At 64.0% G+C, this 26118-nt stretch carries 25 protein-coding genes; 4 read left to right on the top strand and 21 right to left on the bottom strand.

Going from position 1 to position 26118, the window contains the following annotated elements; genetic code table 11:
• Positions 1–79: 79 nt before the first annotated feature.
• From ACNAOU_RS06180 to ACNAOU_RS06080, 21 genes are all read right to left on the bottom strand, one after another.
• Positions 80–1534, bottom strand: a complete 1455-nt coding sequence (locus ACNAOU_RS06180; protein WP_018777275.1) for an NAD(P)/FAD-dependent oxidoreductase — start codon at positions 1532–1534, stop codon at positions 80–82.
• A 38-nt stretch (positions 1535–1572) separates the two neighbouring features.
• On the bottom strand, positions 1573–2976 hold the full coding sequence (locus ACNAOU_RS06175) for a S8 family serine peptidase (protein WP_064721923.1): 1404 nt from the start codon (positions 2974–2976) through the stop codon (positions 1573–1575).
• A complete protein-coding gene (locus ACNAOU_RS06170; RefSeq protein ID WP_018777273.1) occupies positions 2973–3929 on the bottom strand; it encodes a Ppx/GppA phosphatase family protein in 957 nt (318 codons plus the stop codon). Before ACNAOU_RS06170 ends, ACNAOU_RS06175 begins: the two co-directional genes overlap by 4 nt.
• Positions 3926–4606, bottom strand: a complete 681-nt coding sequence (locus tag ACNAOU_RS06165; RefSeq protein ID WP_422758259.1) for a DUF501 domain-containing protein — start codon at positions 4604–4606, stop codon at positions 3926–3928. Before ACNAOU_RS06165 ends, ACNAOU_RS06170 begins: the two co-directional genes overlap by 4 nt.
• A gap of 68 nt (positions 4607–4674) precedes the next feature.
• Positions 4675–5433: an FtsB family cell division protein gene (locus ACNAOU_RS06160; RefSeq protein WP_394525239.1), complete on the bottom strand. Its 759-nt coding sequence runs from the start codon at positions 5431–5433 to the stop codon at positions 4675–4677.
• Between the two features lie 146 nt (positions 5434–5579).
• Positions 5580–6860: a phosphopyruvate hydratase gene (eno, locus tag ACNAOU_RS06155; RefSeq protein ID WP_039240289.1), complete on the bottom strand. Its 1281-nt coding sequence runs from the start codon at positions 6858–6860 to the stop codon at positions 5580–5582.
• Between the two features lie 116 nt (positions 6861–6976).
• Positions 6977–7663 carry a MazG nucleotide pyrophosphohydrolase domain-containing protein gene (locus tag ACNAOU_RS06150; protein ID WP_422758258.1) on the bottom strand — a complete coding sequence of 229 codons (687 nt, stop codon included), beginning with the start codon at positions 7661–7663 and terminating at the stop codon, positions 6977–6979.
• Entirely contained in the window at positions 7641–8783 is a 1143-nt protein-coding gene (locus ACNAOU_RS06145; protein ID WP_018777268.1) for an adenosine deaminase, read from the bottom strand. Before ACNAOU_RS06145 ends, ACNAOU_RS06150 begins: the two co-directional genes overlap by 23 nt.
• Positions 8784–8811: 28 nt before the next feature.
• On the bottom strand, positions 8812–9495 hold the full coding sequence (locus tag ACNAOU_RS06140) for a DedA family protein (protein ID WP_035733481.1): 684 nt from the start codon (positions 9493–9495) through the stop codon (positions 8812–8814).
• A 192-nt stretch (positions 9496–9687) separates the two neighbouring features.
• Positions 9688–10338 carry a DedA family protein gene (locus ACNAOU_RS06135; protein WP_018777266.1) on the bottom strand — a complete coding sequence of 217 codons (651 nt, stop codon included), beginning with the start codon at positions 10336–10338 and terminating at the stop codon, positions 9688–9690.
• A gap of 85 nt (positions 10339–10423) precedes the next feature.
• Entirely contained in the window at positions 10424–11734 is a 1311-nt protein-coding gene (locus tag ACNAOU_RS06130; RefSeq protein WP_018777265.1) for a thymidine phosphorylase, read from the bottom strand.
• Positions 11731–12135, bottom strand: coding sequence for a cytidine deaminase (locus ACNAOU_RS06125; protein ID WP_018777264.1), 405 nt, complete (start codon positions 12133–12135; stop codon positions 11731–11733). Before ACNAOU_RS06125 ends, ACNAOU_RS06130 begins: the two co-directional genes overlap by 4 nt.
• 2 nt (positions 12136–12137) lie before the next feature.
• Entirely contained in the window at positions 12138–13427 is a 1290-nt protein-coding gene (locus ACNAOU_RS06120; RefSeq protein WP_018777263.1) for an ABC transporter permease, read from the bottom strand.
• Entirely contained in the window at positions 13424–14773 is a 1350-nt protein-coding gene (locus ACNAOU_RS06115; RefSeq protein WP_189075911.1) for an ABC transporter permease, read from the bottom strand. Before ACNAOU_RS06115 ends, ACNAOU_RS06120 begins: the two co-directional genes overlap by 4 nt.
• The gene (locus tag ACNAOU_RS06110) at positions 14763–16283 is read right to left on the bottom strand and encodes an ABC transporter ATP-binding protein (RefSeq protein ID WP_189075912.1); all 1521 of its coding nucleotides are present in this window, start codon (positions 16281–16283) and stop codon (positions 14763–14765) included. The genes ACNAOU_RS06115 and ACNAOU_RS06110 overlap by 11 nt, the downstream gene beginning before the upstream one ends.
• A gap of 133 nt (positions 16284–16416) precedes the next feature.
• Positions 16417–17523 (bottom strand): BMP family lipoprotein, encoded by a 1107-nt coding sequence (locus ACNAOU_RS06105; protein ID WP_018777260.1) that lies wholly within the window; start codon positions 17521–17523, stop codon positions 16417–16419.
• Between the two features lie 243 nt (positions 17524–17766).
• Positions 17767–18789 carry an NADP-dependent oxidoreductase gene (locus tag ACNAOU_RS06100; protein ID WP_422758257.1) on the bottom strand — a complete coding sequence of 341 codons (1023 nt, stop codon included), beginning with the start codon at positions 18787–18789 and terminating at the stop codon, positions 17767–17769.
• The gene (locus ACNAOU_RS06095; protein WP_018777258.1) at positions 18786–19217 is read right to left on the bottom strand and encodes an organic hydroperoxide resistance protein; all 432 of its coding nucleotides are present in this window, start codon (positions 19215–19217) and stop codon (positions 18786–18788) included. The genes ACNAOU_RS06100 and ACNAOU_RS06095 overlap by 4 nt, the downstream gene beginning before the upstream one ends.
• 87 nt (positions 19218–19304) lie before the next feature.
• Positions 19305–19739: a MarR family winged helix-turn-helix transcriptional regulator gene (locus ACNAOU_RS06090; RefSeq protein WP_039240284.1), complete on the bottom strand. Its 435-nt coding sequence runs from the start codon at positions 19737–19739 to the stop codon at positions 19305–19307.
• Positions 19740–19860: 121 nt separating this feature from the next.
• Positions 19861–21066 (bottom strand): amidohydrolase, encoded by a 1206-nt coding sequence (locus ACNAOU_RS06085; protein ID WP_018777256.1) that lies wholly within the window; start codon positions 21064–21066, stop codon positions 19861–19863.
• 109 nt (positions 21067–21175) lie between these two features.
• Positions 21176–22273, bottom strand: coding sequence for a mannose-1-phosphate guanylyltransferase (locus tag ACNAOU_RS06080; RefSeq protein ID WP_018777255.1), 1098 nt, complete (start codon positions 22271–22273; stop codon positions 21176–21178).
• 334 nt (positions 22274–22607) lie between these two features.
• Between ACNAOU_RS06080 and sdhC the strand changes: the two genes are divergently transcribed.
• The 4 genes from sdhC to ACNAOU_RS06060 all read left to right on the top strand — a co-directional run bounded on the left by sdhC (position 22608) and on the right by ACNAOU_RS06060 (position 26090).
• Positions 22608–22943 carry a succinate dehydrogenase, cytochrome b556 subunit gene (gene sdhC / locus ACNAOU_RS06075; RefSeq protein ID WP_026267095.1) on the top strand — a complete coding sequence of 112 codons (336 nt, stop codon included), beginning with the start codon at positions 22608–22610 and terminating at the stop codon, positions 22941–22943.
• Between the two features lie 3 nt (positions 22944–22946).
• On the top strand, positions 22947–23408 hold the full coding sequence (locus ACNAOU_RS06070; RefSeq protein WP_017197835.1) for a succinate dehydrogenase hydrophobic membrane anchor subunit: 462 nt from the start codon (positions 22947–22949) through the stop codon (positions 23406–23408).
• A 100-nt stretch (positions 23409–23508) separates the two neighbouring features.
• A complete protein-coding gene (gene sdhA, locus ACNAOU_RS06065; protein WP_018777253.1) occupies positions 23509–25308 on the top strand; it encodes a succinate dehydrogenase flavoprotein subunit in 1800 nt (599 codons plus the stop codon).
• Positions 25308–26090, top strand: coding sequence for a succinate dehydrogenase iron-sulfur subunit (locus ACNAOU_RS06060; protein WP_018777252.1), 783 nt, complete (start codon positions 25308–25310; stop codon positions 26088–26090). The genes sdhA and ACNAOU_RS06060 overlap by 1 nt, the downstream gene beginning before the upstream one ends.
• The last annotated feature ends 28 nt before the right edge of the window (positions 26091–26118 follow it).

Genomic DNA, 26118 nt, shown 5'->3' with positions numbered 1-26118 from the left:
GAAGACGGATTAAACGACGACGGCGGCCACTCCCCGCAGGGGGCGGCCGCCGTCGTGCTTGTACTGCTTGGTGCTTGTGCTACTTGGCGTCAGCAGTCACCGGGGTCTTGTCCTCGACAGGCTTCCCGGGCGCAGGAGCGGGGGCCGGAGCAGCGGCAGGCTTGGGAGCCGGCGTTGCTGCGGCCACGAACGCACCGCGCGGGTTGTCGAGGTCGATCAGCTGGGTGGTGTCGCGGCCTGCGAAGAAGGACAGGATCCAGCCAAAGATCACGCGGAACTTGCGCTCAACCGTCGGCATGGCCATGCCGTGGTAGCCACGGTGTGCAAGCCAGGCGAGGCCGCCCTTGAGGCCGATGCGGCCCAGCAGGTTGATGTTGGCGACGCCCTTCCACTCGCCGAAGCCGGCAACAGCACCAAGGTTCTTGTGCTTGTAGTCGTGGAGCGGCTTGTCCCAGCGGGAAGCCCACAGGTTCTTGGCAAGCTTCTTGGCCTGGCGGAGTGCGTGCTGGGCGTTGGGGACGCAGGTGCCGTCCGGCAGGCCCTTGCCCGTGAGGTCCGGAACAGCGGCGATGTCGCCGGCCGCCCAGGCGTTCTCCACGATGCCTTCGTCGCCTGCGATGCGCAGGTCCGGGAGGACACGGACGCGGCCGCGCGGTTCCAGCGGGAAGTCGGTGGACCGGATCATCGGGTTAGCCTGCACACCGGCAGCCCAAACGAGTGTGTCTGCTTCGACTTCACCGGCAGAGGTCTTGTCCGGCAGGTTGATGAGCTTGAGGTTGCCCTCGGCGCTGTCCAGGGAGGTGTTGAGCAGAACTTCGATGCCACGGCTGCGGAGGTGCTCCACGACCCACTCGGCCTGCGAGGCGGTGACCTCGGGCATGATGCGGCCCATGGCTTCAACCAGGATGAAGCGGACTTCTTCCTGGCGGACGCGCGGGTTGTTGCGGACTGCCGCGCGGGCGAGGTCTTCCATTTCGGTGAGGCACTCGATGCCTGCGAAGCCGCCACCGACCACTACGAAGGTCAGTGCCTTGGCGCGCTCTGCGGGGTCGGTCATGGTGGAAGCGGCTTCAATGCGCTCCAGGACCTTGTTGCGCAGTGCAACGGCTTCTTCGATGGTCTTCAGGCCGATGCCCTTGTCCGCGAGGCCCTTGATGGGGAAGGTGCGGGTGATGGCGCCGGCTGCGATCACGACGTCGAAGTACGGGATCTCGAAAGGCTCGCCGCCATCGGAAGGAGCCACGACCGCAGTGCGGTTGGCGTGGTCGATGCTGGTGACGCGGCCCTGGATGAGCTCAGTCTGCTTCAGGTGCTGACGGTGGGAGACGACGGCGTGGCGTGCCTCGATGTTGCCACCTGCCACCTCGGGGAGGAACGGCTGGTAAGTCATGTAGGGCAGCGGATCAACGACGGTGACGATGCCACCGGCATTCGCGATCTTCTTCTGCAGTTTGAGTGCTACGTACAGGCCGACGTAGCCGCCGCCGACGACGAGAACCCGGGGACGGTCAATGAGCTCTGGGGTGGTTGCCATGGATCCAGAGTACAACACTTTGTGAAAATCTTCACTAACTACGTTTTGCCGGGCGGATCCACCGTCTCCAAGGTGCCGGTTTCAACCTCTTCAGGCACGGCGGGAGGATTCTTCGACACCCGCCGCAGCTGGATGGCGGCGCCGGCCACCAAGGCGATGAAAAGCGCGCCAAAGCCCAGTACGACGGCGGCGGGCAAGGCATCGTCGACGGTCGCCGGAGACTTGGCGACAGGAACGGTGGGGTCGGCCAGGGTGGGCACAGCACTGGTCGGGCTGGCTACCGGTGCTTGTGAAGGCTCACTGAGCACCCCGCGGCGATGCACCCGGATCCAGTCCGCGATGGATCCCAGCGGATTGCTGCTCGTGGTGGGAACATCGGCCTTGAGCGCAGCCTCGGCGTCGAGGACGCCGTAGCCGTACAGCGGATCCTTCCCAGGCGCTCCGGCATCCTTGGCCGTACTGACAATCCGGTTGATGACCTGGCTGGCACTCATCTCCGGCCATTTGGAGCGGATGAGGGCCGCCACGCCGGAAACGATGGGAGCGGCGCCCGAGGTTCCGGCCCATTCGGCGTAGCCGCCGCCGGGAATGCCTCCCACAAGGTTCTCCGCCGGTGCGGCCACCCCGATGCTGATGCCCTGTGACGACGAGTCCACGCTGGCGCGGCCTTCGCCGTCGAGCCCGGCAACGGTAAGGACGCCCGGGATGGTGGCCGGGGCCCCTACCTGGACGTTTCCGCCCACGCGGTTCCCTGCGGCAGCGACAATGACGACATCCTTCTGCTCCGCATAGAGGAAAGCCGCGTCCCAGCTCTGCGGCCAGTCCGGTGACGTACTGCCGAGGGAAATGTTGATGACCTTCGCGCCGTTGTCCACGGCCCAGCGAACGGCGTCGGGAATTTGCTCCTGATCGGTCTTCCCGCCGGGGTTGGGCGAACCAAGCCAGGTGGACACCGACAGGATCTGGGCTTCCGGTGCCACGCCGGTGATCCCGTCCGGTCCCCCGGCAGGAGGAGTCGTGGGGACAGGCGGGGACGAGGGTGTCGCGGAGGCCGAAGCCGACGCCGACGGTGGCGGCGTGGGCGTCGCATGCCCTCGCCCTGCCAGCATGGTAGCCACCAGCGTTCCGTGCTCGGTCTTGGCACCGATGCTCTTTTGCCCGTCGGGGGTACCGGCTCCGGAGACATCCGTACCGCCCACCACGGCACCCTTGAGGTCGGGGTGGTTCCCATCGACGCCGCTGTCGATGATCGCCACTTTGACCCCTGCCCCCTTGGAGACCTGCCAGGCGTTGGCAACCCCGGAATCCTTGATCCAGAACTCCTTGTCACGCCAGGCGTCCGCCACTGCGGCCGGAGCCGTCACGACGGCACCCAGCAGCGCACCGCCGGCCAGCACGGAGGCAAGGGCGGCGGAGAGGGTACGGCGGCGCAGCACCGTCATTCAGCGTCCCGGATGCTCAGGGCAATGCCGTCCAGGATGTCGTGCTCGCTCGAAACGGCTCCACGGATCCTGCCGTTGCCGGCCTCAGCCAGCCGGGCCAGGATCCGGCGCCACACCAAGGCTCCGGCCCCGATGACATCCACGCGTCCGGGATGCATGTAGGGAAGCGCTGCGCGTTCGGCCCGGGTCATTTCCAGCAGGCTGGTGCAGGCGTCGCTGATGGTCACAAGGTCCAGGGATGCGCCGTGGATCCGCTCGGGCTGGTATTCGCTCAGGCCCAACGCGTGCGCGGTGATGGTGGTGATGGAGCCCGCCACTCCAACCACGGCTGTGGCGCGGTCAAACGGGACCGTCCGGGCCGCGAGGTCGATCGCGGCATCGACGTCGGCCTCTGCGGCAGCGATTTGAGCGGCAGTGGGCGGATCGTTGCGAAGGTGGCGTTCGGTGAGCCGCACGCAGCCGATGTCCACGGATCGGGCGGCGATCACGCCGCCAGAGTCGCCCAGGACAAACTCCGTGCTCCCGCCGCCGAGGTCCACCACCAGGATGGCGTCCTCCCCCGTGACGGGCAGGACGCTGCTTGCGCCGGCGAAGGACAAGGCAGCTTCCTCGTCACCGGAGATGACCTCGGGCTCAACTCCCAGCAAGTCCCGGATCCCGTCCACGAAAACCTGCCTGTTACGGGCATCGCGGGTAGCCGAAGTTGCTGCGAAACGGACCCGCCGGGCGCCATGGTCCTCGATCAGGCGCGCGTAATCGCGGGCGGCTGCGAAGGTACGCTCAAGGGCCTCCGGAGCAAGCTCGCCGGTGGCATCCACGCCCTGGCCCAGCCGCACCACGCGCATCTCACGCACGACGTCGGTCAGCGGCCCCGGTGCGCCGCTCGCCGAAGCGTCGGCGATGAGGAGCCGGATGGAGTTGGTTCCGCAGTCGATGGCGGCCACACGGCTCATGCGTTTCCCTCTTCTGCAGGGGTTGTGGACTGGGCCTTGCGCACCGGCGCCGGGCGTCCCACGATCTCCGGAAGACCCTGGGGTCCGTGTCGGCTCAAGTCCCGGGAGGGCGCCTCCCCCGCGGTGTCCCATGCTCCGTCGCAGTAACAACGGTCCTTGGTCCACCACTCGGAGATGGCTTCGATGGCCTCGTCGCCGAGCGGGTTGACGCCCGGACCAGCGGCCAGGGAGTGGCCCACCAGGACGTGCAGGCATTTCACGCGGGTCGGCATGCCCCCGGCGGAGATTCCGTCGATCTCGGGGACGGCACCGGTGCCGGAGCGGCCGGCGATGTCGTTTCGAGCCTGCAGATACGCCTCATGGGCGCCCCGGTAGGCGTCAGCAAGGTCCTGCTCACCGGTCAGGCGCTGGTTCATTTCGTTCATGAGCCCACCTGCTTCAAGCCGCGAAACAGCGGAGGTGATGACCGTGTGGGTCAGGTAGAACGTGGTGGGAAACGGGGTCCCGTTGCTGAGCCGCGGCGCGGTCGCCGCCACCAGCGGGTTGCCGCACACACAGCGTGCCGGGATCTCCACGACGTCCCGGACCGGCCTGCCGAGCTGGCGGCTGAGGACCTCGAGGTCGTGTGCTGATGGCTGGCGGGATTCCTGCGGCACGGCTGCCGTGTTCTCTTCCACTTGCGCTGCCAACCTTCCTGCCCTTGTTGCCGTGTCCCATGCGGACACGACGGCGGTGGGCGCCGCGTCTAGTCTGTTGCCGATCGTCTGATGGACTCCCAGAGAGCATCCACCCATGGCAGATTCTCCGGGTTTGCAGTTGATCCGGAGCCGGTGCGGCCACCCGGCGTGCCGGCGGCATCTTCCCCGCCAAACACCCAGTAACCTGTTTCACCCGGCATAACCATGTTAATGCGGTCGCGGGCCTGCTGTTTCACATAGTTGGGATCCTGCCACCGTGAGATCTGCTTGTTCAGCTCAGTTTGCTCCGCCTTGCGGCTGGCAATTTCGGCCTCCAGGGCTGAGATTTCAGCACGCTTCTCCAGGAAGATCTTCACGGTGGGCGCCAACAGGATGGTGATGGCAATCATCACCACGGCCAGCGCCAGCATCCTGCCCGAGAAGGCTTTTGCGGGCACGGGATCGAGATTGTCGGCGTCCTTGTCCGTCTTGCCTGCGGTGTCGCCCGCCTTTGCTGACGCACCTTTGCCGCCGGAGCCCGTCTTGCTGCCGCCTGCTTTGCCGGAACCTGTTCCGGCCTTGCCGGTGCCGGGCGCGGGGGTGCCGGGCGCTGTGGTGCGTGGCGCCGTCGGTTTGTCAGAGGTGCGCGGCTTATCAGCAGCGCGTGAGGCACCCAGGGAAATGACGTCGGCGTCCTCGGAGGCCTGCGGGGAGGCATGGCCGCCAGCGGACGTACCGGGAGGGCGTGTTGCGCCTGCGGGGCGGGCTGTGCCTGAAGGACGGCCAAGGGCGTCGGCCCTGGGTACTTTTGGACGACGGGTGGCCATGACACTCCTGTAATGCCCGGTGCTTGCCTGGCGGGGTTGCTGCACTTGCTTGTCGAAACTTGCTTGTCGAATCTGGCCAGCTTTAAACAGAACCGGTGGCCATGGTCTTTCCACCATAGCCACCGGTCAACTGATTTCGCTGAAGGCTAGCCCTTGAAACGCGGGAAAGCGCTGCGGCCGGCGTAGCGTGCGGCGTCGTCGAGTTCTTCTTCGATGCGCAGCAGCTGGTTGTACTTTGCGACACGCTCGGAGCGGGCCGGGGCACCGGTCTTGATCTGGCCGGCGTTGGTGGCAACGGCGATATCGGCGATCGTGGTGTCCTCGGTTTCGCCGGAGCGGTGCGAGGTGATGGTGGTGTAGCCGGAGCGCTGGGCCAGGGAAACGGCGTCCAGCGTCTCGGTCAGGGAACCGATCTGGTTGACCTTGACGAGCAGGGAGTTGGCCGTGGCGGCGTCGATGCCCTGCTGCAGGCGGACCGGGTTGGTGACGAAGAGGTCGTCGCCCACCAGCTGGACCTTGTCACCGATGGTGTCGGTAAGGGTCTTCCAGCCTTCCCAGTCGTTCTCGTCCAGCGGGTCCTCGATGGAGACCAGCGGGTAGTCGGCAACGAGTTCGGCGTAGTAGGCGCTCATCTCGGTGGCGGAGAGTGCCTTGCCTTCGAACTGGTAGGCGCCGTCCTTGAAGAACTCGGAGGAGGCAACGTCCAGGGCCAGTGCGATGTCCGTACCCGGGGTGTAGCCGGCGTTCTTGATGGCTTCCTGGATCAGGTCCAGTGCAGCGCGGTTGGACGGCAGGTTGGGGGCGAAGCCGCCTTCGTCGCCGAGGCCCGTGGAGAGGCCCTTTTCCTGGAGGACAGCCTTGAGGTTGTGGTAGACCTCAACGCCCCAGCGGAGGCCTTCGGAGAAGGTCTCGGCGCCGATCGGGGCGATCATGAATTCCTGGATGTCGACGTCCGAGTCGGCGTGCGAGCCACCGTTGAGGATGTTCATCAGGGGAACCGGAAGCACGTGGGCGTTCGGGCCGCCGAGGTACTTGTACAGCGGCAGGTCAGCCGAAGCTGCTGCAGCGTTGGCCACGGCCAGGGAAACACCAAGGATGGCGTTGGCGCCCAGCTTGCCCTTGTTGGGCGTGCCGTCGAGGTCGATCATGGCCTGGTCGATGCTGCGCTGGTCAGTGGCGTCGAAGCCAATGAGTGCCGGGGAGATCTCGTCGATGACGGCGTCTACGGCCTTCTGGACACCCTTGCCGAGGTAACGGCCTTTGTCTCCGTCGCGGAGTTCGACAGCTTCGTGCTCGCCGGTGGAAGCACCGGAGGGAACTGCTGCGCGGCCGATCTGGCCGTCGGAGAGCAGGACCTCAACTTCTACGGTCGGGTTTCCGCGGGAATCAAGGATCTCGCGTGCGTGGATGGCATCGATAAGCGCCATGGATGTGCTCCTTATGGGCAAATTACAGGAATGAGGAGGGAAATTCTCAACGTCCTCGTCGCTACTAGCGTAGTCCAGAGTGGCTCAGGTTACGGAACGACTTCCAACCTTTCACGTCATGAAGGCCGGGCCTGGCTGTTCTGAAACGATCGAACTGCGGCGCGAAGGGCGCGTTCGGCGTCGAGTCCCTGCTCCCTGGCCCCGGTGACGACCGCCAGCAGCAACTCGCCGAGCGCCTCTTCCGTGGCAGGGATGACGGGAACAACGACGCCGTCCGGTGCGCCTTGCGCGTCGACGTCCAAGCCTGCACGGACCGCCCGGTCCAGGGACTTCTGCGCCGCCGCCAACGCCGGAAGGTGGGGCGGAATGCCCTCGAAGGGGTCCTCCCGCTCCGGTTTCTCCGCACGCTTGGCCGCGTCCCACTTGAGGATGATTTCCTCGACACTGGCCGGAAAACTCTCTTGGAGGGAACCGTCGGGCTTGAAGACGTGCCGGTTCCGCCGGATCATCTTGGCATTGATGTCCGCGGCCACGGCCTCGAAGTCGAAGCTGCCGCGCTCCTCGGCGAGCCGGGCGTGAAGTACTACCTGAAGCAGTACATCGCCCAGCTCGCCGCGAAGCTCATCGTCAACAGCACCCGCCTCGATCGAGTCCACCACTTCATAGGCTTCCTCGATCAGGTACTCCACCAGCGACTCATGAGTCAGGGCACCCATCCAGGGGCAATGCTCACGCAGTGCGGCGATCGTCCCGATGAGCTCTGTGAGCCCGTAGCAATTGTCAGCCGAGGTTGGCGTAGGCATCGTTGATGTACTCGACCAGCGCCTCGCGCTCATCCAGCGGCAGGAAGGCCGCTTCGGCTGCGTTGAGTGTCAGTTCCAGCAGGTCATCGAGGTCATAGTCGAACGTCTCCACCAGGAGCTCGAACTCATCCGTCAGGGTGACGCCGCTCATGAGGCGGTTATCGGTGTTGATGGTCACGTTGAAGCCGAGCTGGAAGAGCATGTCCACCGGGTGGCTTTCAATGCCCTCGCCAAAACCGGAAATGGCACCGGTCTGGAGGTTGGACGACGGGCAGATCTCCAGGGCGATGCCGCGGTCGCGGACCCAGGCAGCCACGCTGCCGATGGTCACCATGCCCACGGTGTCTTCGCCGTCGTCGTCCGAGTTGTCCTCGAACTCAACCGAGATGTCCTCGGCGATCCGCACGCCATGGCCAAGGCGCAGTGCCCGGCCGTCCACGAGTGCGGACTGGATGCTTTCGAGTCCGGCTGCCTCTCCTGCGTGGACTGTGGCGGGGAAATTGTTCTCCGCCAGGTAGGTGAACGCATCCTTGAAGCGCGAGGGCAGGAAGCCGTCCTCGGCCCCGGCGATATCGAAGCCGACGGCTCCATTGGCCCGGTGACGGACGGCGAGCTCAGCGATTTCCTGGCCACGGTCGGCGTGGCGCATGGCGGTGATGAGTTGCCCGACCTGGATCTGCTGGCCACGCTCTTCTGCTGCATCCACGCCCGCTTCGAGGCCGGTCTGGACGGCTTCCACCACTTCGTCCAGGGTCAGGCCCTTCTGGAGGTGCTGTTCCGGGGCCCAACGGACTTCGCCGTACACCACGCCGTCTTCAGCCAGGTCCTCAACGAATTCCTTGGCGACCCGGAACAGGCCTTCCTTGGTCTGCATGACGGCGATGGTGTGGTCGAACGTTTCCAAGTAGCGGACCAGCGAGCCGGAGTCGGCGGACTCGCGGAACCATTCACCGAGGGCGACAGCATCGGTGGATGGCAGCGTGTGGCCTACGGCTTCGGCCAGTTCGATGATGGTGGCGGGGCGCAGGCCTCCATCCAGGTGGTCGTGGAGGGAAACTTTGGGGAGGCTCTTCAGATCGAAGTCGAGGGCAGGGGCGGCGTCAAGTATGGGCTCAGTCACGTACTAAGACTAGGGCGACGGCGGGACCTTAGCCAGCAGGCTTTGAACGGTCGACGCCGACAACCGCCTTTTGGGACTTTTCCACCGCAGGTGCCTCGGCACTCGCGGCGGCGTCCTTGGAGTGATCCTTCTTCTCGAGGTACTTGTGCCACCAGCGGAGCGCGTGATCGACGACGATACCCAGGACCACGGCAAAGGCAACCGCAATGCCAACGCCCAGGAGCGGGTTGTTGTGGACCCACTGCCCGGCGAGCAGACCGATCCCGATGGAATAGGCCACCCACGTGATGCAGGCGAAGGCGTCCAGCAGGAAGAAGGTCCGGTGCCGGAATCCGGTCTGCCCGGCGACGTAATTGACAGCTACGCGGCCCCACGGGATGTAGCGTGCCGTGAAGATGAGCACCGCGCCGCGCTTGTCCAGTTCGTACTGGGCCCACGCGAACATCTTCTGCACCTTGGGGCGGCGCATCCACTTCCACCGTGTGAGCCCGATCTTGCGGCCGAGCATATAGGCCATGTTGTCGCCCGCCATGGCTCCCACCAGGGCGGTTGCCCCCAGTATCCACAGGTTGGGCTCTCCGCTGTGAAGGGACAGCGCAGAGAGGCCAACGATGGCTGTTTCGCTGGGAAGGATGGTGGCAAATCCGTCGATGAAGAAAAAGACCAGAAGGACCGGATATATCCAGGGCTGCCCGGCTGCATGCTCGAGCATTTGGTTCAAAAACTCCACGCGGCGGTAGCTCCTAGATGAATATGACTTGACAGTGTGACCGAAGTCGCTCTTAGTGTCCCATGGCCGGGACGTCGTTCGCTACGCCCCAGCCCCGGGATCACACGCTTAACGCTATCGGTCACCCTTCGTGGAGGCGTCAACCGGCGGACTGATCTTGGGAGGCCGTGAGTGTCATACCGTGGGTGGAGGCGGGACGTCCTGCCCGGGAATGTTCTTGCCGTCCAGGGGCACGGATCCGCGCACCCGGCTGATGATGCGGTCAATGATGATGCCGAGGATCACTGCCACCACAATCGCTATGACGGCACCCAGCAGATGGTTGTGCTCGAACCAGACGCCGAAGAAGTATCCGAGCACCACTGAGTAGCTGGCCCAGAGAACTGCCGAGGCTGCGGTCAGGAGAACAAAGCGGCGGTGATTGAAATGCGTGGCTCCGGCGGTGAGGTTGACCGCCACCCTGCCGATGGGAATGAACCTGGCGACCATGATGAGCGAAGCAGCACGCCTGCGCAGTTCCTTGCCGGCCCAGCGGAAGGCGCCCTGCATCCGTTGCCTCCGCATCCAGCGCCAGCGCTGCGTGCCGATCCGCTGGCCGATGATGTAGGCAATGTTGTCGCCGGCGAAAGCCCCCAGTGCCGCCATCAAGCCCAGCAGCCAGATGTTCGGCGAACCGCTGCTGCCCGAGACCGCGCTCAGGCCCACCACCACGGACTCACTGGGGATCGGTGGGAAGAAGCCGTCAATGAGGCAACAGGCGAGCACCAGGAACAACACCCACGGCTGTTCCGCCGCGGCGAGGATGAAGTCGTTGATGCCCTGCACGGTTTCCTTCGAGTAGCGGCTCCCCCACAGGCGCCGGACGACGATTATTCCGGGCCATCCGCAGGACGGCCCGGAATAATCCAGCCTAGGCGATGCGGCTGATAATTAGCTGACGGGCGGGACGTGAACCCTCAGGGGCAATGACCACCGCGTCCTGCAGGGCTTCCTTGGCACGATCAAACTTCTCCGGAGTGTCCGTCAGGAGCGTCATGAGCGGCTCGCCGGCGCGGACCAAAGCGCCGGGCTTGGCGTGCATGCGCACGCCTGCCCCGGCCTGGACCTGGTCCTCTTTACGTGCCCTGCCGGCGCCCAAGCGCCAGGCTGCGACGCCCACGGAAAGAGCGTCCAGTTCCACCAGGACCCCATCTGCCGGGGCGTAGACAACCTCGGATTCCTTGGCTACCGGCAGTGCGGCCCGGGGATCGCCGCCCTGGGCTTCGATCATCCGGTTCCAGACATCCATGGCCCTGCCGTCCTTCAGCGCCGCTGCCGGATCAGCATCGTGGATACCGGCACCGGCCAGCATTTCCTCAGCCAGGCGGACCGTCAGTTCGACGACGTCTTCCGGACCGCCGCCGGCCAGGACCTCCACGGATTCCTCTACCTCGATGGCGTTTCCGGCCGTCAATCCGAGCGGGGTGGACATGTCCGTTATCAGCGCCACGGTGTGCACGCCGGCGTCCTTGCCCAGGGCCACCATGGTTTCGGCAAGCTCCCGGGCCCTGGCTTCATCCTTCATGAAAGCACCCGAACCAACCTTGACGTCCAACACCAGCGATCCCGTGCCCTCCGCGATCTTCTTGCTCATGATCGAGGAAGCAATCAGCGGAATCGCCTCCACCGTTCCGGTGACGTCGCGGAGTGCGTACAGCTTCTTGTCCGCAGGCGCCAGCCCCGAACCTGCCGCGCAAATGACCGCTCCCACGTCCTGGAGCTGGGACATGATCTCGTCATTGCTGAGGTTGGCCCGCCATCCGGGAATGGCCTCAAGCTTGTCCAGGGTCCCGCCGGTGTGGCCAAGTCCGCGGCCCGACAACTGCGGTACCGCGACGCCGAAGACGGCCACGAGAGGTGCCAGCGGCAGCGTGATCTTGTCCCCGACCCCGCCGGTGGAGTGCTTGTCGCTCGTAGCTTTCATGCCGCCGTCGGGCCTTGTGAGGGACGAAAAGTCCATCCGCTCGCCCGAGGCGATCATGGCGGAAGTCCACCGCGATATTTCGGCGCGGTCCATGCCGTTGAGGAGGATGGCCATGTTGAGCGCTGCCATCTGTTCCTCGGCGATCACGCCACGGGTGTACGCGTCGATGGTCCAATCGATCTGCTCAGGCGTGAGCGTGCCCTTGTCCCGCTTGATGGTGATGATCTGAACGGCGTCGAACGCTTCGGTACTGGTCACGTGGTTTCCTCCAGGTGTTCCGGACCAAAGGCGTCGGGCAGTACCTGGTCCATGGTTTTGATGCCTTGGGTGGTCATGAGCTGCATGCCGGGGGCCCTGAATTCATAGAGCAACTGGCGGCAGCGGCCACACGGCATGAGGATGTTGCCTTGCCCGTCCACGCAATAGAACGCGGCAAGCCTTCCGCCACCGGTCATGTGGAGTTGGCCCACCAGCGCGCACTCGGCACAGAGGGTCAGCCCGTAGCTGGCGTTCTCGACGTTGCAGCCGCTGACGATCCTGCCGTCGTCGGTGAGGGCAGCAGCCCCCACCGGGAACTTCGAGTACGGAGCGTAGGCGTTTTCCATGGCCTGTTTCGCGGCTGCTTCCAGGGCGGGCCAGTCGACGTCGTTTTCCGGCATCGTCAACCCTTCACGTACGGTATGCCGCTTGCGGCCGGTGGCCGCGACTTACCCACCAAACCGGCGACGGCGAAGATGGTCACCAGGTACGGCAGCATGGCCATGAACTGGCTGGGCACCGGGGTACCGATGATGCCCAGGATCGACTGCAGGTTGTACGCGAAACCAAAGAGCAGCGACGCCAGGAACGCGCCGATCGGATTCCAACGGCCAAAGATCAGGGCAGCGAGGGCAATGAAGCCGCGGCCACCAGAGATGTCCTTGGTGAAGGAATCGATGGTCACCAGGGTGAACACAGCCCCGCCGATACCGGCGATCGCACCGCCCAGGGTGACATTCCAGAATCGGGTGGCGTTGACGTTGATGCCCAGGGTATCGGCCGCTTGGGGGTGCTCACCGACAGCGCGGACGCGCAAGCCCCAGCGGGTCTTGAACAAGCCGAACCACACCACGGCCACTGCGATGTACATGAGGTAGCCCGCGATGGACTGCTCGAACAGGATGGGCCCGATGATGGGGATATCCGAGAGCAGCGGGATCGGCAGGATGTCCAGGCGGCCCGGGGTGTTGAACTGCTCCTTGTTGGGAACCATGAGGGTGCCGTACAGGAAGCCCGTGAGGCCCGAGACCAGGACGTTGAGCACCACGCCGACGATGATCTGGTTGACGAGGTACTTGATGCTGAAGACCGCGAGGACCATGGACACCACCGCGCCGGCGGCAGCAGCCGCAATCAGGCCGATGTACGGGCTGCCGGTCATGGTGGCTACGAGCGCCGCCGTGAAAGCGCCGCCCAGAAGCTGGCCTTCGATGGCGATGTTGACGACGCCGACGCGCTCACACAAAACACCGGACAGCGAGCCGAAAACCAACGGAACGGCGAGGGTCACCGACCCGGCGACCAGGCCCGCCAATGAGATGGATGGCTGGCGGGCCCCGGCCACGATCCACACCAGGAGGGCGAAGACAAAGACCACGGCAAAGGCAATGGGGAGCCACTTCGGCGATTTTTCCCCCTGCGTCCAGAGGTAGATCGAGTAGGCAGCCATGGCCAGCAGCAGGATGCCGAAGACAATGCCGCCCACCTGTCCCGGAATCATGAGGGCAGGAACGGCAACGGCGTCACCGGCGTCACTGATTTTCATCTCCGCGGTCTTGTCCGAGCCCAGGAAGCCAAAGAACACCAGCGCGATGAGGGCGAGGACGCCCAGCGAAACCGGAACCTTCAGTGAGGGCCGGAACCCCGGCAGGGCCGTGGACCCGGGCGTTGGAGCGGTGGTTGTCGCGCTCATTTGGCACCTCCGGTGGCATTGGCAAGGGCAGCTTCAGGAGCCGCCTTCGGTGTCTTGTTCTTCTTCTTTTTCTTGCCCTCGAGCCGGAAGATCGACCTGATCAGGGGCGGTGCGGCGATGAACAGGACGATCAGGGATTGGACCACGAGCACGATGTCGATGGGGGTTCCCGTCTGGATCTGCATCTGCACGGCACCGGCACGGAAAGCCCCGAACAACAGTCCGGCGAAGAACGTGCCCCACGGTGTACTGCGGCCCAGCAGGGCAACAGTGATGGAGTCGAATCCGATCTGTGCAGCCACGCCGCCGGTGAGGACTTTCTCCGTGCCCGCAACCTGTGCGACACCGCCGAACGCCGCCAGGGCACCGGCCAAAGCCATCACCATGATGGTGGCGCGTGGCACCTTCACCCCGGCCGTACGCGCGGCCACGGGGTTGGCGCCGACGGCACGGAATTCGAAACCGATGGTGGAGCGGTTCAGCAGCCACCACACGCCATAGGTCAGCGCGATGGCCACCAGGAAGCCCAGGTGGAGCCGGGATCCCGGGATCAGCACCGGATAGGTGGCCGATTCATCCAGACGCGGCGAAATGGGGCTGTTGTCCCCAGGGCGCCGGAAGGCGGCGGTGTTCAGGAGGAAGTCCAGCAGGAACAGCGCCACGTAGTTCAGCATGATGGTCACGATGACCTCGTGCGCGCCGGTCCTGGCCTTAAGGATCCCAACGATTGCGCCCCATGCGGCGCCACCGAGGACACCCATGATGATCACCAGGAGGAGGTGCAGGCCAAACGGCAGGTGCCAGGTGAAACCAACATAGGCGGCCAGGGTGGCACTGATGATGATCTGCCCCTGCGCCCCGATGTTGAACAGGCCTGCGCGGAACGCCAGGGCCACGCCCAGGCCCGCGCAAATGAGCGGCGTCGCCACTGTCATGGTTTCAAGCAGCGGAGCGAACCCCTGGCGGCTGTTGAACACCGCACCTTGGAAGAGGGCCACGTAGCTGTCCGTCATGGCAGACCACAGCGCACTCAGGAAGTCGCTGGGGCGGGCGAACAGGTACCCTGCGGTCTTGGCTACCTGGGTGTCCGTACTGGCAATCAGCAGTCCACCGAGGAAAAGGGCCACGATCACGGCCAGGACCGAAACGAAGCCATTGCCCATCACGATCCGACGCATGACGTTGCCCTGTTGGTGCCCCGGTTCGCCGCTCTGGGAGGAGACAGGAACGATGGACGGCTCCAACGCGCCGCCGGCAGTATCCAAGGCAACGTCAGCTGCCCGGACTTCCGCTGTGGATTCTTCAGGTCTCTGGTCCTTGGCGGACCCGTCGCTGCTACTGGTCATCGGAGCCTCCTTCGGGGCCGACGCCGGCCATCATCAAGCCGAGCGTGTCGCGTGGTGTTCCCGCCGGGACGATGCCCACGAGTTTGCCCTTATAGAGCACGGCTATCCTGTCTGCGAGCTCAATGACTTCATCAAGCTCTGTGGAAACGATCATGACCGGCGTTCCGACATCCCGCTCGGCGACGATGCGCTTATGCAGGAACTCGATGGAACCGACGTCCACACCGCGTGTGGGTTGGCTTGCAATGAACAACCGCAGCGGACGCGAAAGCTCCCTGGCCATGACCACTTTTTGCTGGTTACCGCCGGACAGGGTCCCCGCAGCCGACCCCGCGGAGGGGGTACGGATATCGAATTCCGCGATCTTGGCCTTGGCATGCTCTGCAACCTTGGCAGGCTTCATGCTGATGCCGCTGGCAAACGGTGCTTGGTCGTAGAGGTCAAGCACCAGGTTTTCGGCCACGGAGAACGGGCCCACCAGGCCGTCCACGGTACGGTCTTCAGGAACGAAGCCGACGCCGGAACGCAGGACTTCCTTGACGGGCAGTCCGAGAAGCTGCTTCCCGTCCAGGACCACCGAACCTGTGACATGTTCCTGGATGCCGAGGATGGCTTCCGTCAGTTCCGTTTGGCCGTTGCCCTGGACACCGGCGACGGCGAGGATCTCACCTTGGGCGATATCGAAGCTGATGCCGTCCACGACGTTGGTGCCGTTTGCGGCGCGGACAGTGAGGTTTTCGACGACGAACGTGGTTTCCTTCGGCTGCGCGGCAGCCTTGTTCAGGCTCAGGCTGACCGGCCGGCCCACCATCATGGAAGCAAGCTCCGTGGCCGATGCCGTAGGAGGGGCGTCGCCTACCACTTTGCCGCGGCGGACCACGGTAATGACGTCGGAAACAGCCTTCACTTCCCGCAGCTTGTGCGAAATGAAGACGATGGACGTGCCGCCGGCTCTGAGCTGGCGCATGATGTCCAGGAGCTCATCGGTTTCCTGCGGGGTGAGCACGGCTGTGGGCTCGTCCAAGATGAGGACCTTGGCTTCCCGTACCAGCGCCTTGATGATCTCCACGCGCTGCTGGACGCCCACGGGGAGGTCCTCCACCAGGGCATCGGGATCGACGTCGAAGCCGTACTTGTCGGAGATTTCCCGGATCTTCTTCCGGGTTTCATCGATGCTGAGGACACCGCCGAACGACGTCGGTTCAGCACCGAGCGCAACGTTCTCGGCGACCGTGAAGACCGGGACCAGCATGAAGTGCTGGTGCACCATGCCGATGCCCGCCGCCATGGCATCGCCGGGGCCGCGGAAGTTGACGGGTTGGTCATCTACCAGGATCTGGCCGGCGGTGGGCTCGTAGAGCCCGTACAGCACGTTCATGAGGGTTGATTTGCCGGCACCGTTTTCGCCTAGAAGGCAGTGGATCTGGCCGGATTCGACCACGAGGTCGATGTCTTGGTTGGCGTAGAAGGTCCCGAAGGCTTTCGAGATCCCCTTCAATTCGAGTTTCACAACTCCCACCGTTCTGTGAGTCCGAGGGACAGCTGAACAGCTCCAAAGCAACGAGCTTTGGGTTCAGCCTAGTCAGGGCAAAAACGCGCCGCCAGTACCGGGGCTCGGTACTGGCGGCGCGTCCGGGAATTGCTTACTTCTTGGGGCTTGCCTTCGATTCGACCACGAGCTTGCCGGAGACGATATCCGCCTTCAGAGCGTCAAGTTCGGACTTGGTTTCTGCAGAAACAGCCGAGTCGAGATCGTGGAACGGGGCAATGGCCACGCCGTCGTTCTCCAACGTGCCAACGTAGGCTTTGTTGCTGAACTTGCCGTCCTTGTCGTCCTTCACCACGGTTTCGACGGCCTCGCCCATCTGCTTGACCACGGAGGTCAGCATGAGGTCCTTGTATTCGGGAGCCGTCAGGTAGCCGTCGGAGTCAACCCAGATCAGCTTGACGTCCTTACCGGCGGCTTTGGCTTCCTTAAGCGCGGCACCGGCACCTTTGCCAACCGGACCGGCGACGGGCATGACGATGTCCGCGCCCTGGTCCAGGAGGTTGATGGTGACCTGCTTGCCGGTGTCCTGCTTCTCGAAGTCGCCGGTGAAGGAGCCGTCCTGGGTGTTCTTGTCCCAGCCGACAACCTGGACGTTCTTGTTCTTGGCCTTGTTGTAGGCCTGGACGCCGTCGTAGAAACCATCCATGAAGATCGTCACCGTGGGGATCTTGATGCCGCCGAAGGTTCCCACCTTGCCGGTCTTGGTGGTTGCAGCAGCGGCGTAGCCCGCAAGGTATGCAGCCTGGGCGGTGTCGTACACGACGGGCTTGACGTTGGCGATCGGGGCGTCGTACGCGAAGTCGATGATCGCGAAGTGCTTGTCGGTGTTCTTTTCGGCAGCGGCCTTGGTGGCGTCGCCCAAGAGGAAGCCCACCGTGACAGTCAGGTTGCAGCCTGCGGAGACCATGCCGTTGAGGTTGGTCTCAAAGTCGCTGTTCGCCTTGGATTCGGCCGACTTGGTCTGGATGCCCAGATCTGCTTCGGCCTTCTTCAGTCCCTCGAAGGAGGACTGGTTAAACGACTGGTCGTCGAATCCGCCGGAGTCGGAAACGATGCATCCGAGGAAGTCGCTCTTGGTGGCGGCGCCGGATCCGGCGTCGGGGGCCTGGCCACAGCCGGTCAGCAGGAGCGCTGCTGCGCCGACGGTTGCAACACCGGCCATTGAACCGCGCTTCAGGGTGGCACGCAGTGGTTTCTTCAATTTTCCTCCAGGAAGAAAGTGATTGGCGCTACGACGGATGGTCAATGAGTGTCCGTTTCCTATACCTGAGGCAGAAATTCTGTTTTCACTGATGCTCGCAGCTGCGCCGAAGCGCATTGATGACACCACCCTAGTGGCCTGGAACACACCCGGATAGCACAAAGGCGGCCTGCCGCTCAGATTGTTGACTTTTTGTTACCAAGCAGTAGCCGGGTGTGCAAGTCACACCCGGCTACTGTCGCATCACAGGCGGACGAGCATCTTTCCTGTGTTCGCTCCATCCAGCAAATCAATGAACGCCTTGGGCGCATTTTCCAAGCCGTCGACGATCGTCTCGTCGTAGCTGATGGTGCCGTCGGCAAGCCATCCGGCCATCTTTTGAGCAAACTCGGCAGCATGCTGGCGCTGCCCGCCGACGAGGAACCCGCGAAGGGTCAGCTGCTTGCCGATCGCCACTGCCATGTTCCGCGGCGCTGCCGGAGGTTCAGTGGAGTTGTACTGGGCGATCGCGCCGCACATTGCCACGCGTCCGCCTACCGTGAGCGTTGCCAGGGCGGCCTCGAGGTGTTCCCCGCCAACGTTGTCGAAGTACACATCGATGCCGCGCTCCCCTGCAGCTTCCTGGAGCTGCTCGAGGACGGGACCATCGTTGTAGTTGAACGCGGAGTCGAAGCCCAGTTCCAGCAGCCGTGCGACCTTTTCCGGCGAACCGGCGCTGCCGATGACCTTGGAGGCGCCCATGGCCTTGGCAATCTGGCCCACCATGGAACCGACGGCACCGGCCGCTCCGGAGACGAACACGACGTCGCCCTCTTTGAACTCGGCAACCTTCAGCAGGCCGGCATAGGCCGTGAGGCCGGTCATGCCCAGCGCGCCGAGGAAGGCCGAGGTGGGAGCGAGTCCGCCCGGCACCGGCGTGGTGGCCGCAGCGTCAACCACCGCGTGTTCGCGCCACCCCAGTTGATGCACGACGACGTCACCCACCTTGTGCGCGTCCGAACGGGACGCGATCACCTCGCCTACGGCACCGCCGTCGAGCGCTGCATCGAGGCGGAACGGCGCCGAGTACGACTTGACGTCGTTCATCCGGCCGCGCATGTAGGGATCCACGGACATGAACTGGTTCTTCACCAGGAGCTGGCCTTCAGCGAGCTCCGGCAGTTCAGCCTGTGCCAGACGGAAGTTCTCCGGCGCCGGACGGCCGACGGGGCGGGAGGCAAGGTGGATTTCGCGGGTCTGCACCGGGGTGCCTGCTACGGCGCTCATGCTGCGAACTCCACGAGCTTGAGGTCAACGTTCATGTTGCCGCGGGTGGCGTTGGAGTAGGGGCAGATCTGGTGCGCCTTGGCCATCAGGGCTTCGGCGGTTTCGCGGTCCAGGGCAGGCAAGGCGATCTCGAGTTCGGCAGCGAGGCCGTAACCTTCGCTGTCGGTCAGCGCGCCAAAGTGGATCTTCGCCGCAACGGCGGAGTCGCTGACGTCGGCACGCTCCTTGCGGCCAACCAGCCGCAGCGCCGAGTGGAAGCAGGCTGCATAGCCGGCTGCGAAAAGCTGCTCGGGGTTGGTTCCCTGGCCGTTGCCACCGAGTTCCACCGGGCTGGCGAGGGCTACATCCAGCTTGCCGTCCTTGGTGCGGGCGTTGCCGTCACGGCCTTCGCCGGAGGCAAGCGCCTCCGCTGTGTAGAGAGTCTTCATGGTGTTTCCGTTTCTCTTCGGGAATGGGATGGCTTGGAAAAATTCAGAGTGAGCTGTTCAGTGCCTCAGAGTGAGCTGTTCAGGGCCTCAAAGTGAGCTGTTCAGGGCTGCGGTGAGCTTGCCGAGGGTTGCGTGGAGCTGCTCGATTTCGGCTGCGGAAAGTCCGGCAGCGTCGGCCAACCGTTGGGGCACTGCCTGGGCCTTGGCGCTCAGCGCTGTTCCGGCGTCGGTCAGGACCACATCCACGCGGCGTTCGTCCTCGGCGGAGCGTTTCCGCTCAACGAGCCCCAGGCCTTCAAGCCGTTTTAGCAACGGCGACAATGTTCCGGAATCCAGCCCCAGTTCGGCACCGAGTTCCCGGACGCTTCGCGGCTCCTGCTCCCACAACACCAGCATCACCAGGTACTGCGGGTAGGTCAGGCCGAGGTCGTCGAGGACGGGGCGGTAGACCGCCGTCGCGGCCTTTGATGCCGAGTACAGCGCAAAGCAGACCTGGTGCCGGAGGCGGGGTGCATCACTCATGGATAAAACGATAGTGCACAATTCAATTGTGCACAACTCAATTGGAGGCAGGCTGCCCAAGCAGGGGACAGCGAATGCTCCAAAGAGGGCTCAACGGGACATCTGCTGTCCCCCGGTTGGACTACTGGGGAAGGTCGCGGATGGTACGGAGTGCAGCCGCAGTGAGGACGCGGACAGCGTAGCCAAGGGCGCGCTCATCAACGATGAAGTCGCCGCGGTGAAGATCGTATTCCTCGCCGCCGGGGGTGTGCGTACCCAGGCGCATCATGGCGCCGGGCAGGTCCGCCAGGAACCACGCAAAGTCTTCGCCGCCCATGGACTGCGGGGTGAGCACAACAGCGTTCTCCCCCAGTTCCGCGCGGGCAGAGGCTTCGATGAGGGCCGTCTCATGCTCGGAGTTCACCACGGGAGGCACGCCGCGGGTGTGCTCCAGGTGCACGTCCACGCCGTAGGGCGCAGCGACCTGCCGGACGACGTCGTCCAGCAACTCGCCCGCACTGTGCCAGGCATCGCGGTCCAGGCAACGCATGGTGCCGGCCATGTAGCCCGTACCGGGAATGGCGTTCGGCGCCGAACCTGCCGAAATCTGTCCCCACACCACGGAGACGCCGCTGCGGACGTCCACCCTGCGGGACAGCACTGCGGGAACATTCACCGCTATCTGGGCCAACGCGAACACCAGGTCCTCGGTCAGGTGCGGCCTGGAGGTGTGGCCGCCGCGGCCGGAGAGCTCGATTTTGATGGTGTCCGACGCTGACGTGATGGCGCCGATGCGCGTGCCGATCTGGCCCACGTTGATCCTCGGGTCGCAGTGCAGTGCCAGGATGCGCGGCACGCCCTCAAGCACCCCCTGCTCGATGCAGGACAACGCGCCGCCGGGCATCGTTTCCTCGGCAGGCTGGAAAATGATCCGCACCGTGCCGCCCAGCGGGTTGTTCTTGTGCATCCGCTGGAGTGTCAGGGCAATGCCAAGCATCGCAGTGGTGTGGACATCATGTCCGCAGGCATGCGTCACGCCGTGGTTCTTGGAGGCGAACGGCAGGCCGGTTTCCTCGATGATCGGCAAAGCGTCAATGTCCCCGCGAAGAGCCGTGGCGATGGGACCCTCCCCCACGTCGACGGTGAGCCCGGTTCCTTCGAGCCGGCGCGGCTTGAGTCCGGCTGCTTCGAGCCGCTCCACCAGTTTGTCCGTGGTGCGGAATTCCTTGAACGACAGTTCCGGGTGCGCATGGAGGTCCCGGCGGAACTCAATGAGCCCGGGGAGCAGTTCATCAACCCAGGGACTCACAACGGGGGCGGGCTCGGTTTCAGTCGTGTAATTGCGCACGTCACAACTCTAGCCATCCGGGGCTCCCGAAGACCGAAAGCCACCTCTTGGTTACGCCGCGTTCAGACGCAGGACAAGCAAAGAGGTGGCTCACGGTATAAGGCTCGGGCTACAGGACGTCCGTGTCGCCGCTGGCTTTCAGGGCGTCAACGGTGCCTTTCACCAGTTGGGCATGCTCTTTCGTGGTGACCAACAGGGCATCCGGGGTGTCCACGATGACCACGTCTTTGATACCGATCAGGGCGATCACACGCTTGGTGTCCGAAACCACCACGCCGCTGGCATCCTCCGCGAACACGCGTGCGCCCTCGCCGAGAACCGTCACTTCGTCGACGTCGCCGGCGTTGTTCAGGCGACCGATCGCGGCAAAGTCACCAACGTCGTCCCACCGGAAGGTGCCAGGCACAACGGCGACGTCGCCGGCTGCCGCTGCGGGCTCGGCTACTGCATAGTCAATCGCAATCTTGGGCAGGGTGGGCCACACACGGGCGGTAACCTCAGCCCGCTGCGGGGTGTCCCAGGCCTCGGCGATCTCCTGGAGGCCGGCGAAGAGTACGGGCTGGTTGGCCTCGAGGTGCTTGAGCATCAACGCGACGGGAGCCACGAACATGCCTGCGTTCCAAACGTAGTCCCCTGCTTCGACGTACTTATTGGCAACTTCCTGGCTGGGCTTCTCCACGAATTCGGCCACCGCCAGCGCGTTCGGAGCGCCGTCAACGTTGAGCGCAGCGCCCGAACGGATGTAGCCGAAGCCCGTGGAGGCGTGGGTGGGCTTGATGCCGATGGTGACAATCTTGCCCGTGGCTGCGGTGTAGATCGCCTCCCGGACAGTCTCCTGGAACAGGTCGTCGGGGCTGATCACGTGGTCAGCGGCGAAGGACCCCATGATGGTCTCCGGATCGCGGCGGTAAAGGATGGCAGCGGCCAGGCCGATCGCCGCACCTGAATCCTTGGGCTCGCTTTCGAGCACCAATTCGTCGTCCCCAACTTCCGGGAGCTGGCGGCAGACAGCCGCACGGTGGGCCTCGCCCGTCACTACCAGTACGCGTTCGCCGGCCAGTGGCTCCAGGCGGTCGTAGGTAGCCCTCAACAAGGTGCTGCCGGACCCGGTCAGGTCGTGCAGGAACTTAGGCGCGGCGGCACGCGAGAGCGGCCATAGCCGGGTCCCCACACCGCCCGCCGGAATAACCGCATGGAAGCGGTTCATGGGCGATTCCGGGTATTTCGCGTCTTCTGTACTCACCGCAACACTTTATCCGACGCAAGCGGTAAGCTCCGCAGAACGCCACGCATGTGGCGTTCGTCTCAGACAGTATCCAAAATCGCCTGAATCCGGGCAGGAAACATGGAATTAACAAGCAGAGAAGCCCGTCCTAAATTGAATATGCTGTGAGCGAAGCCTAGATTTAGGCGTGAGCTACGAGTGCTCTCGCAGCAGGCGTTCCCCCCGCGTGGATCCCATGCCAGCGCCGCTGTGTTGCAGGAAGGTTTAATCAGTGCCGACAAAACCAGCTGGCACCTTGTACCGCGGCCGTGAAGGCATGTGGTCCTGGGTTGGACATCGTATTACCGGTGTAGTGATCTTTTTCTTCTTGTTGGTCCATGTGTTGGACACCTCATTGGTGCGCGTGTCCCCTGAGGCCTACACGGCCGTCATTGGTGCTTACAAGAACCCCCTCATGGCCCTGGGGGAAACGGGCCTGGTCGCCGCGATCATCTTCCACGCCTTCAATGGCCTGCGTGTGATCGCGATCGACTTCTGGAAGAAGGGCGCAAAGTACCAGCGCCAGATGCTCTGGGTCGTGCTTGCGCTGTGGCTGGTCACGTTCGCCGGCTTCGCCATCCGCCACCTTTCCCTCGCGCTGGGAGGCCACTAAGCCATGACAACCATCGAATCTCCGCGCAGCGGAAAGATCGCCCCGAAGTACAACCGCACCGGCTCCAGCCGTGGCAACTTCGAGATGATTGCCTGGCTCTTCATGCGCCTCTCCGGCATCGTCCTGGTGGTGCTGATCTTCGGCCACCTCTTCGTTAACCTGCTGGTAGGCGAAGGCATCCACGCCATCGATTTCGGTTTCGTCGCCGGCAAGTGGGCCGATCCCTTCTGGCAGTTCTGGGACCTGGCCATGCTGTGGCTTGCCATGCTGCACGGCACCAACGGTGTCCGCACCATCATCAACGATTACGCCGAGAAGGATTCCACGCGCTTCTGGCTCAAGATGGTTCTCTACGCAGCCACGCTGGTCATCATCATCCTCGGCACCCTGGTGATCTTCACGTTCAACCCGTGCCCCGTCGTCGACGGCGTTCAGCTTCCTGGCGGATTCTGCCCGGCCCCGTAGCGGCCCGTGCCGCATTGGCGTGGCCGGCTTGCCGGCCCGCCTGACGTAGCGGAGCAGCCTCCGCCGACCATCTGAATTTTTGAAAGAGAGAGCATCTGGTATGCAGGTCCATAAGTACGACGTCGTCATTGTCGGTGCAGGTGGCGCCGGCATGCGCGCCGCGATCGAGTCCGGTCAGCGTGCACGCACAGCGGTACTGACCAAGCTCTACCCCACCCGCTCGCACACCGGTGCGGCCCAGGGTGGTATGTGCGCAGCACTGGCCAACGTCGAAGAAGACAACTGGGAATGGCACACCTTCGACACCATCAAGGGTGGCGACTACCTGGTTGACCAGGACGCAGCCGAGGTCATGGCGAAGGAAGCCATTGACGCCGTGCTGGACCTGGAAAAGATGGGTCTGCCATTCAACCGCACGCCTGAAGGGCGCATCGACCAGCGCCGCTTCGGTGGCCACACCCGTGACCACGGCAAGGCTCCTGTCCGTCGCGCTTGCTATGCAGCCGACCGCACGGGCCACATGATCCTGCAGACCCTGTACCAAAACTGCGTCAAGCACAACGTTGAGTTCTACAACGAGTACTACGTCCTTGACCTGCTGATCGTCGAGGAAGACGCCGTCCGCGAAGACGGCACGCCGTACAAGCAGAAGCGTGTCGCCGGTGTGGTCTCCTACGACCTCGCCTCGGGCGAGCTGCACGTCTTCCAGGCCAAGTCCGTCGTGTTCGCCTCCGGCGGCGCGGGCAAGGTCTTCAAGACCACATCCAACGCCCACACCCTCACGGGCGACGGCATGGGCATCGCCTTCCGCCGCGGCATTCCGCTGGAAGACATGGAGTTCTTCCAGTTCCACCCGACAGGTCTTGCAGGCCTGGGCATCCTCCTCACCGAAGGTGCACGCGGTGAAGGTGCCATCCTGCGTAACTCGGAAGGTGAGCGCTTCATGGAGCGCTACGCCCCCACCATCAAGGACCTCGCTCCCCGTGACATCGTGGCCCGCGCCATGGCCAACGAGGTGCGTGAGGGCCGCGGTTGTGGTCCGAACAAGGACTACGTCCTCCTGGACCTGACCCACCTCGAGCCGGCCCACATCGAAGCCAAGCTCCCGGACATCACGGAGTTCGCCCGCACCTACCTGGGTGTGGAACCGTTCACCGATCCCGTCCCCGTGTTCCCCACCGCGCACTACGCCATGGGCGGCATTCCCACCAACATCACCACCGAGGTACTCCAGGACAACGACACGATCGTTCCCGGACTGTACGCCGCCGGTGAGGTTGCCTGTGTTTCTGTGCACGGCTCCAACCGGCTTGGCACCAACTCGCTCCTGGACATCAATGTCTTCGGCAAGCGTGCAGGCATTGCAGCTGCCGAGTACTCCAAGACGGCCGACTTCGTCGAGCTGCCCGAGGACCCGGAAGCAATGACCCGCGGCATCCTGGATGGCCTGCTCAGCGGCACCGGCACCGAGCGTGTTGCCCAGATCCGCAAGGAACTGCAGGACACCATGGACGCCAACATGCAGGTGTTCCGTACCAAGGAATCCCTGGAGCAGGTCCTTCGCGACATCGCATCCTTCGAAGAGCGGTACAAGAACGTCACCGTCCAGGACAAGGGCAAGCGCTTTAACCTGGACCTCCTGGAAGCAGTGGAGCTGGGCTTCCTGCTGGACATGGCCAAGGTCATGACCGTCGGTGCTCTGCACCGTGAAGAGTCCCGCGGTGGCCACTACCGCGAGGACTTCCCGGACCGCGACGACGAGAAGTTCATGAAGCACTCCATGGCTTACCTGGACACGTCCGTCACTGCCGCCTCCTCGGCGGAATCCGTTGCGGGCATCCGTCTGGAGACGAAGCCCGTGATCTTCACCCGTTACGAGCCGATGGAGCGTAAGTACTAATGACGACCGAAATGGCAGAGCCCGCATCAAAGATCGAGCTTCCGGCGAGTGTTGCCGGCGACGGTGAAATTCCCACGTTCCACATCACGCTCCGCGTGCGCCGCTACGACCCCGAGATCTCGGAAGAAGCGCGCTGGGACGACTACAAGCTGACCATGTACGGCACGGACCGTGTGCTGGACGCCCTGCACAAGGTCAAGTGGGAAATCGACGGCAGCGTCTCCTTCCGTCGCTCCTGCGCCCACGGCGTCTGTGGATCCGACGCCATGCGCATCAACGGCCGCAACCGCCTCGCCTGCAAGACGCTGCTGAAGGACCTGGACACGTCCAAGCCCATCACCGTCGAGCCGATCAAGGGCCTCCCAGTGGAGAAGGACCTGATCGTGGACATGGAACCCTTCTTCCAGTCCTTCCGCGAGGTCATGCCCTTCCTGATCAACAAGGGCCACGAGCCCACCAAGGAGCGCCTGCAGTCCGTTGAGGACCGTGAGCGTTTTGACGACACCACCAAGTGCATCCTCTGCGCAGCCTGCACCTCGTCCTGCCCGGTCTTCTGGACCGATGGCCAGTACTTCGGCCCGGCAGCAATCGTCAACGCACACCGCTTCATCTTCGATTCCCGTGATGACGCCGGCGACATGCGCCTTGAGATCCTCAACGACAAAGAAGGCGTGTGGCGCTGCCGTACCACCTTCAACTGCTCGGAAGCATGCCCCCGCGGCATCCAGGTGACCAAGGCAATCGCTGAGGTCAAGCAAGCCATCCTGGCCCGCAAGATCTAACCAGCCGTTCCTCGAAGAACAGCACGTC

Source organism: Paenarthrobacter sp. C1 (assembly GCF_049315185.1).
In the GTDB taxonomy this organism is placed as follows: Bacteria; Actinomycetota; Actinomycetes; order Actinomycetales; family Micrococcaceae; genus Arthrobacter; species Arthrobacter nicotinovorans.
The sequence above is the reverse complement of the archived record's forward strand: the minus strand, read 5'-3'. Positions and strand labels throughout refer to the sequence as shown.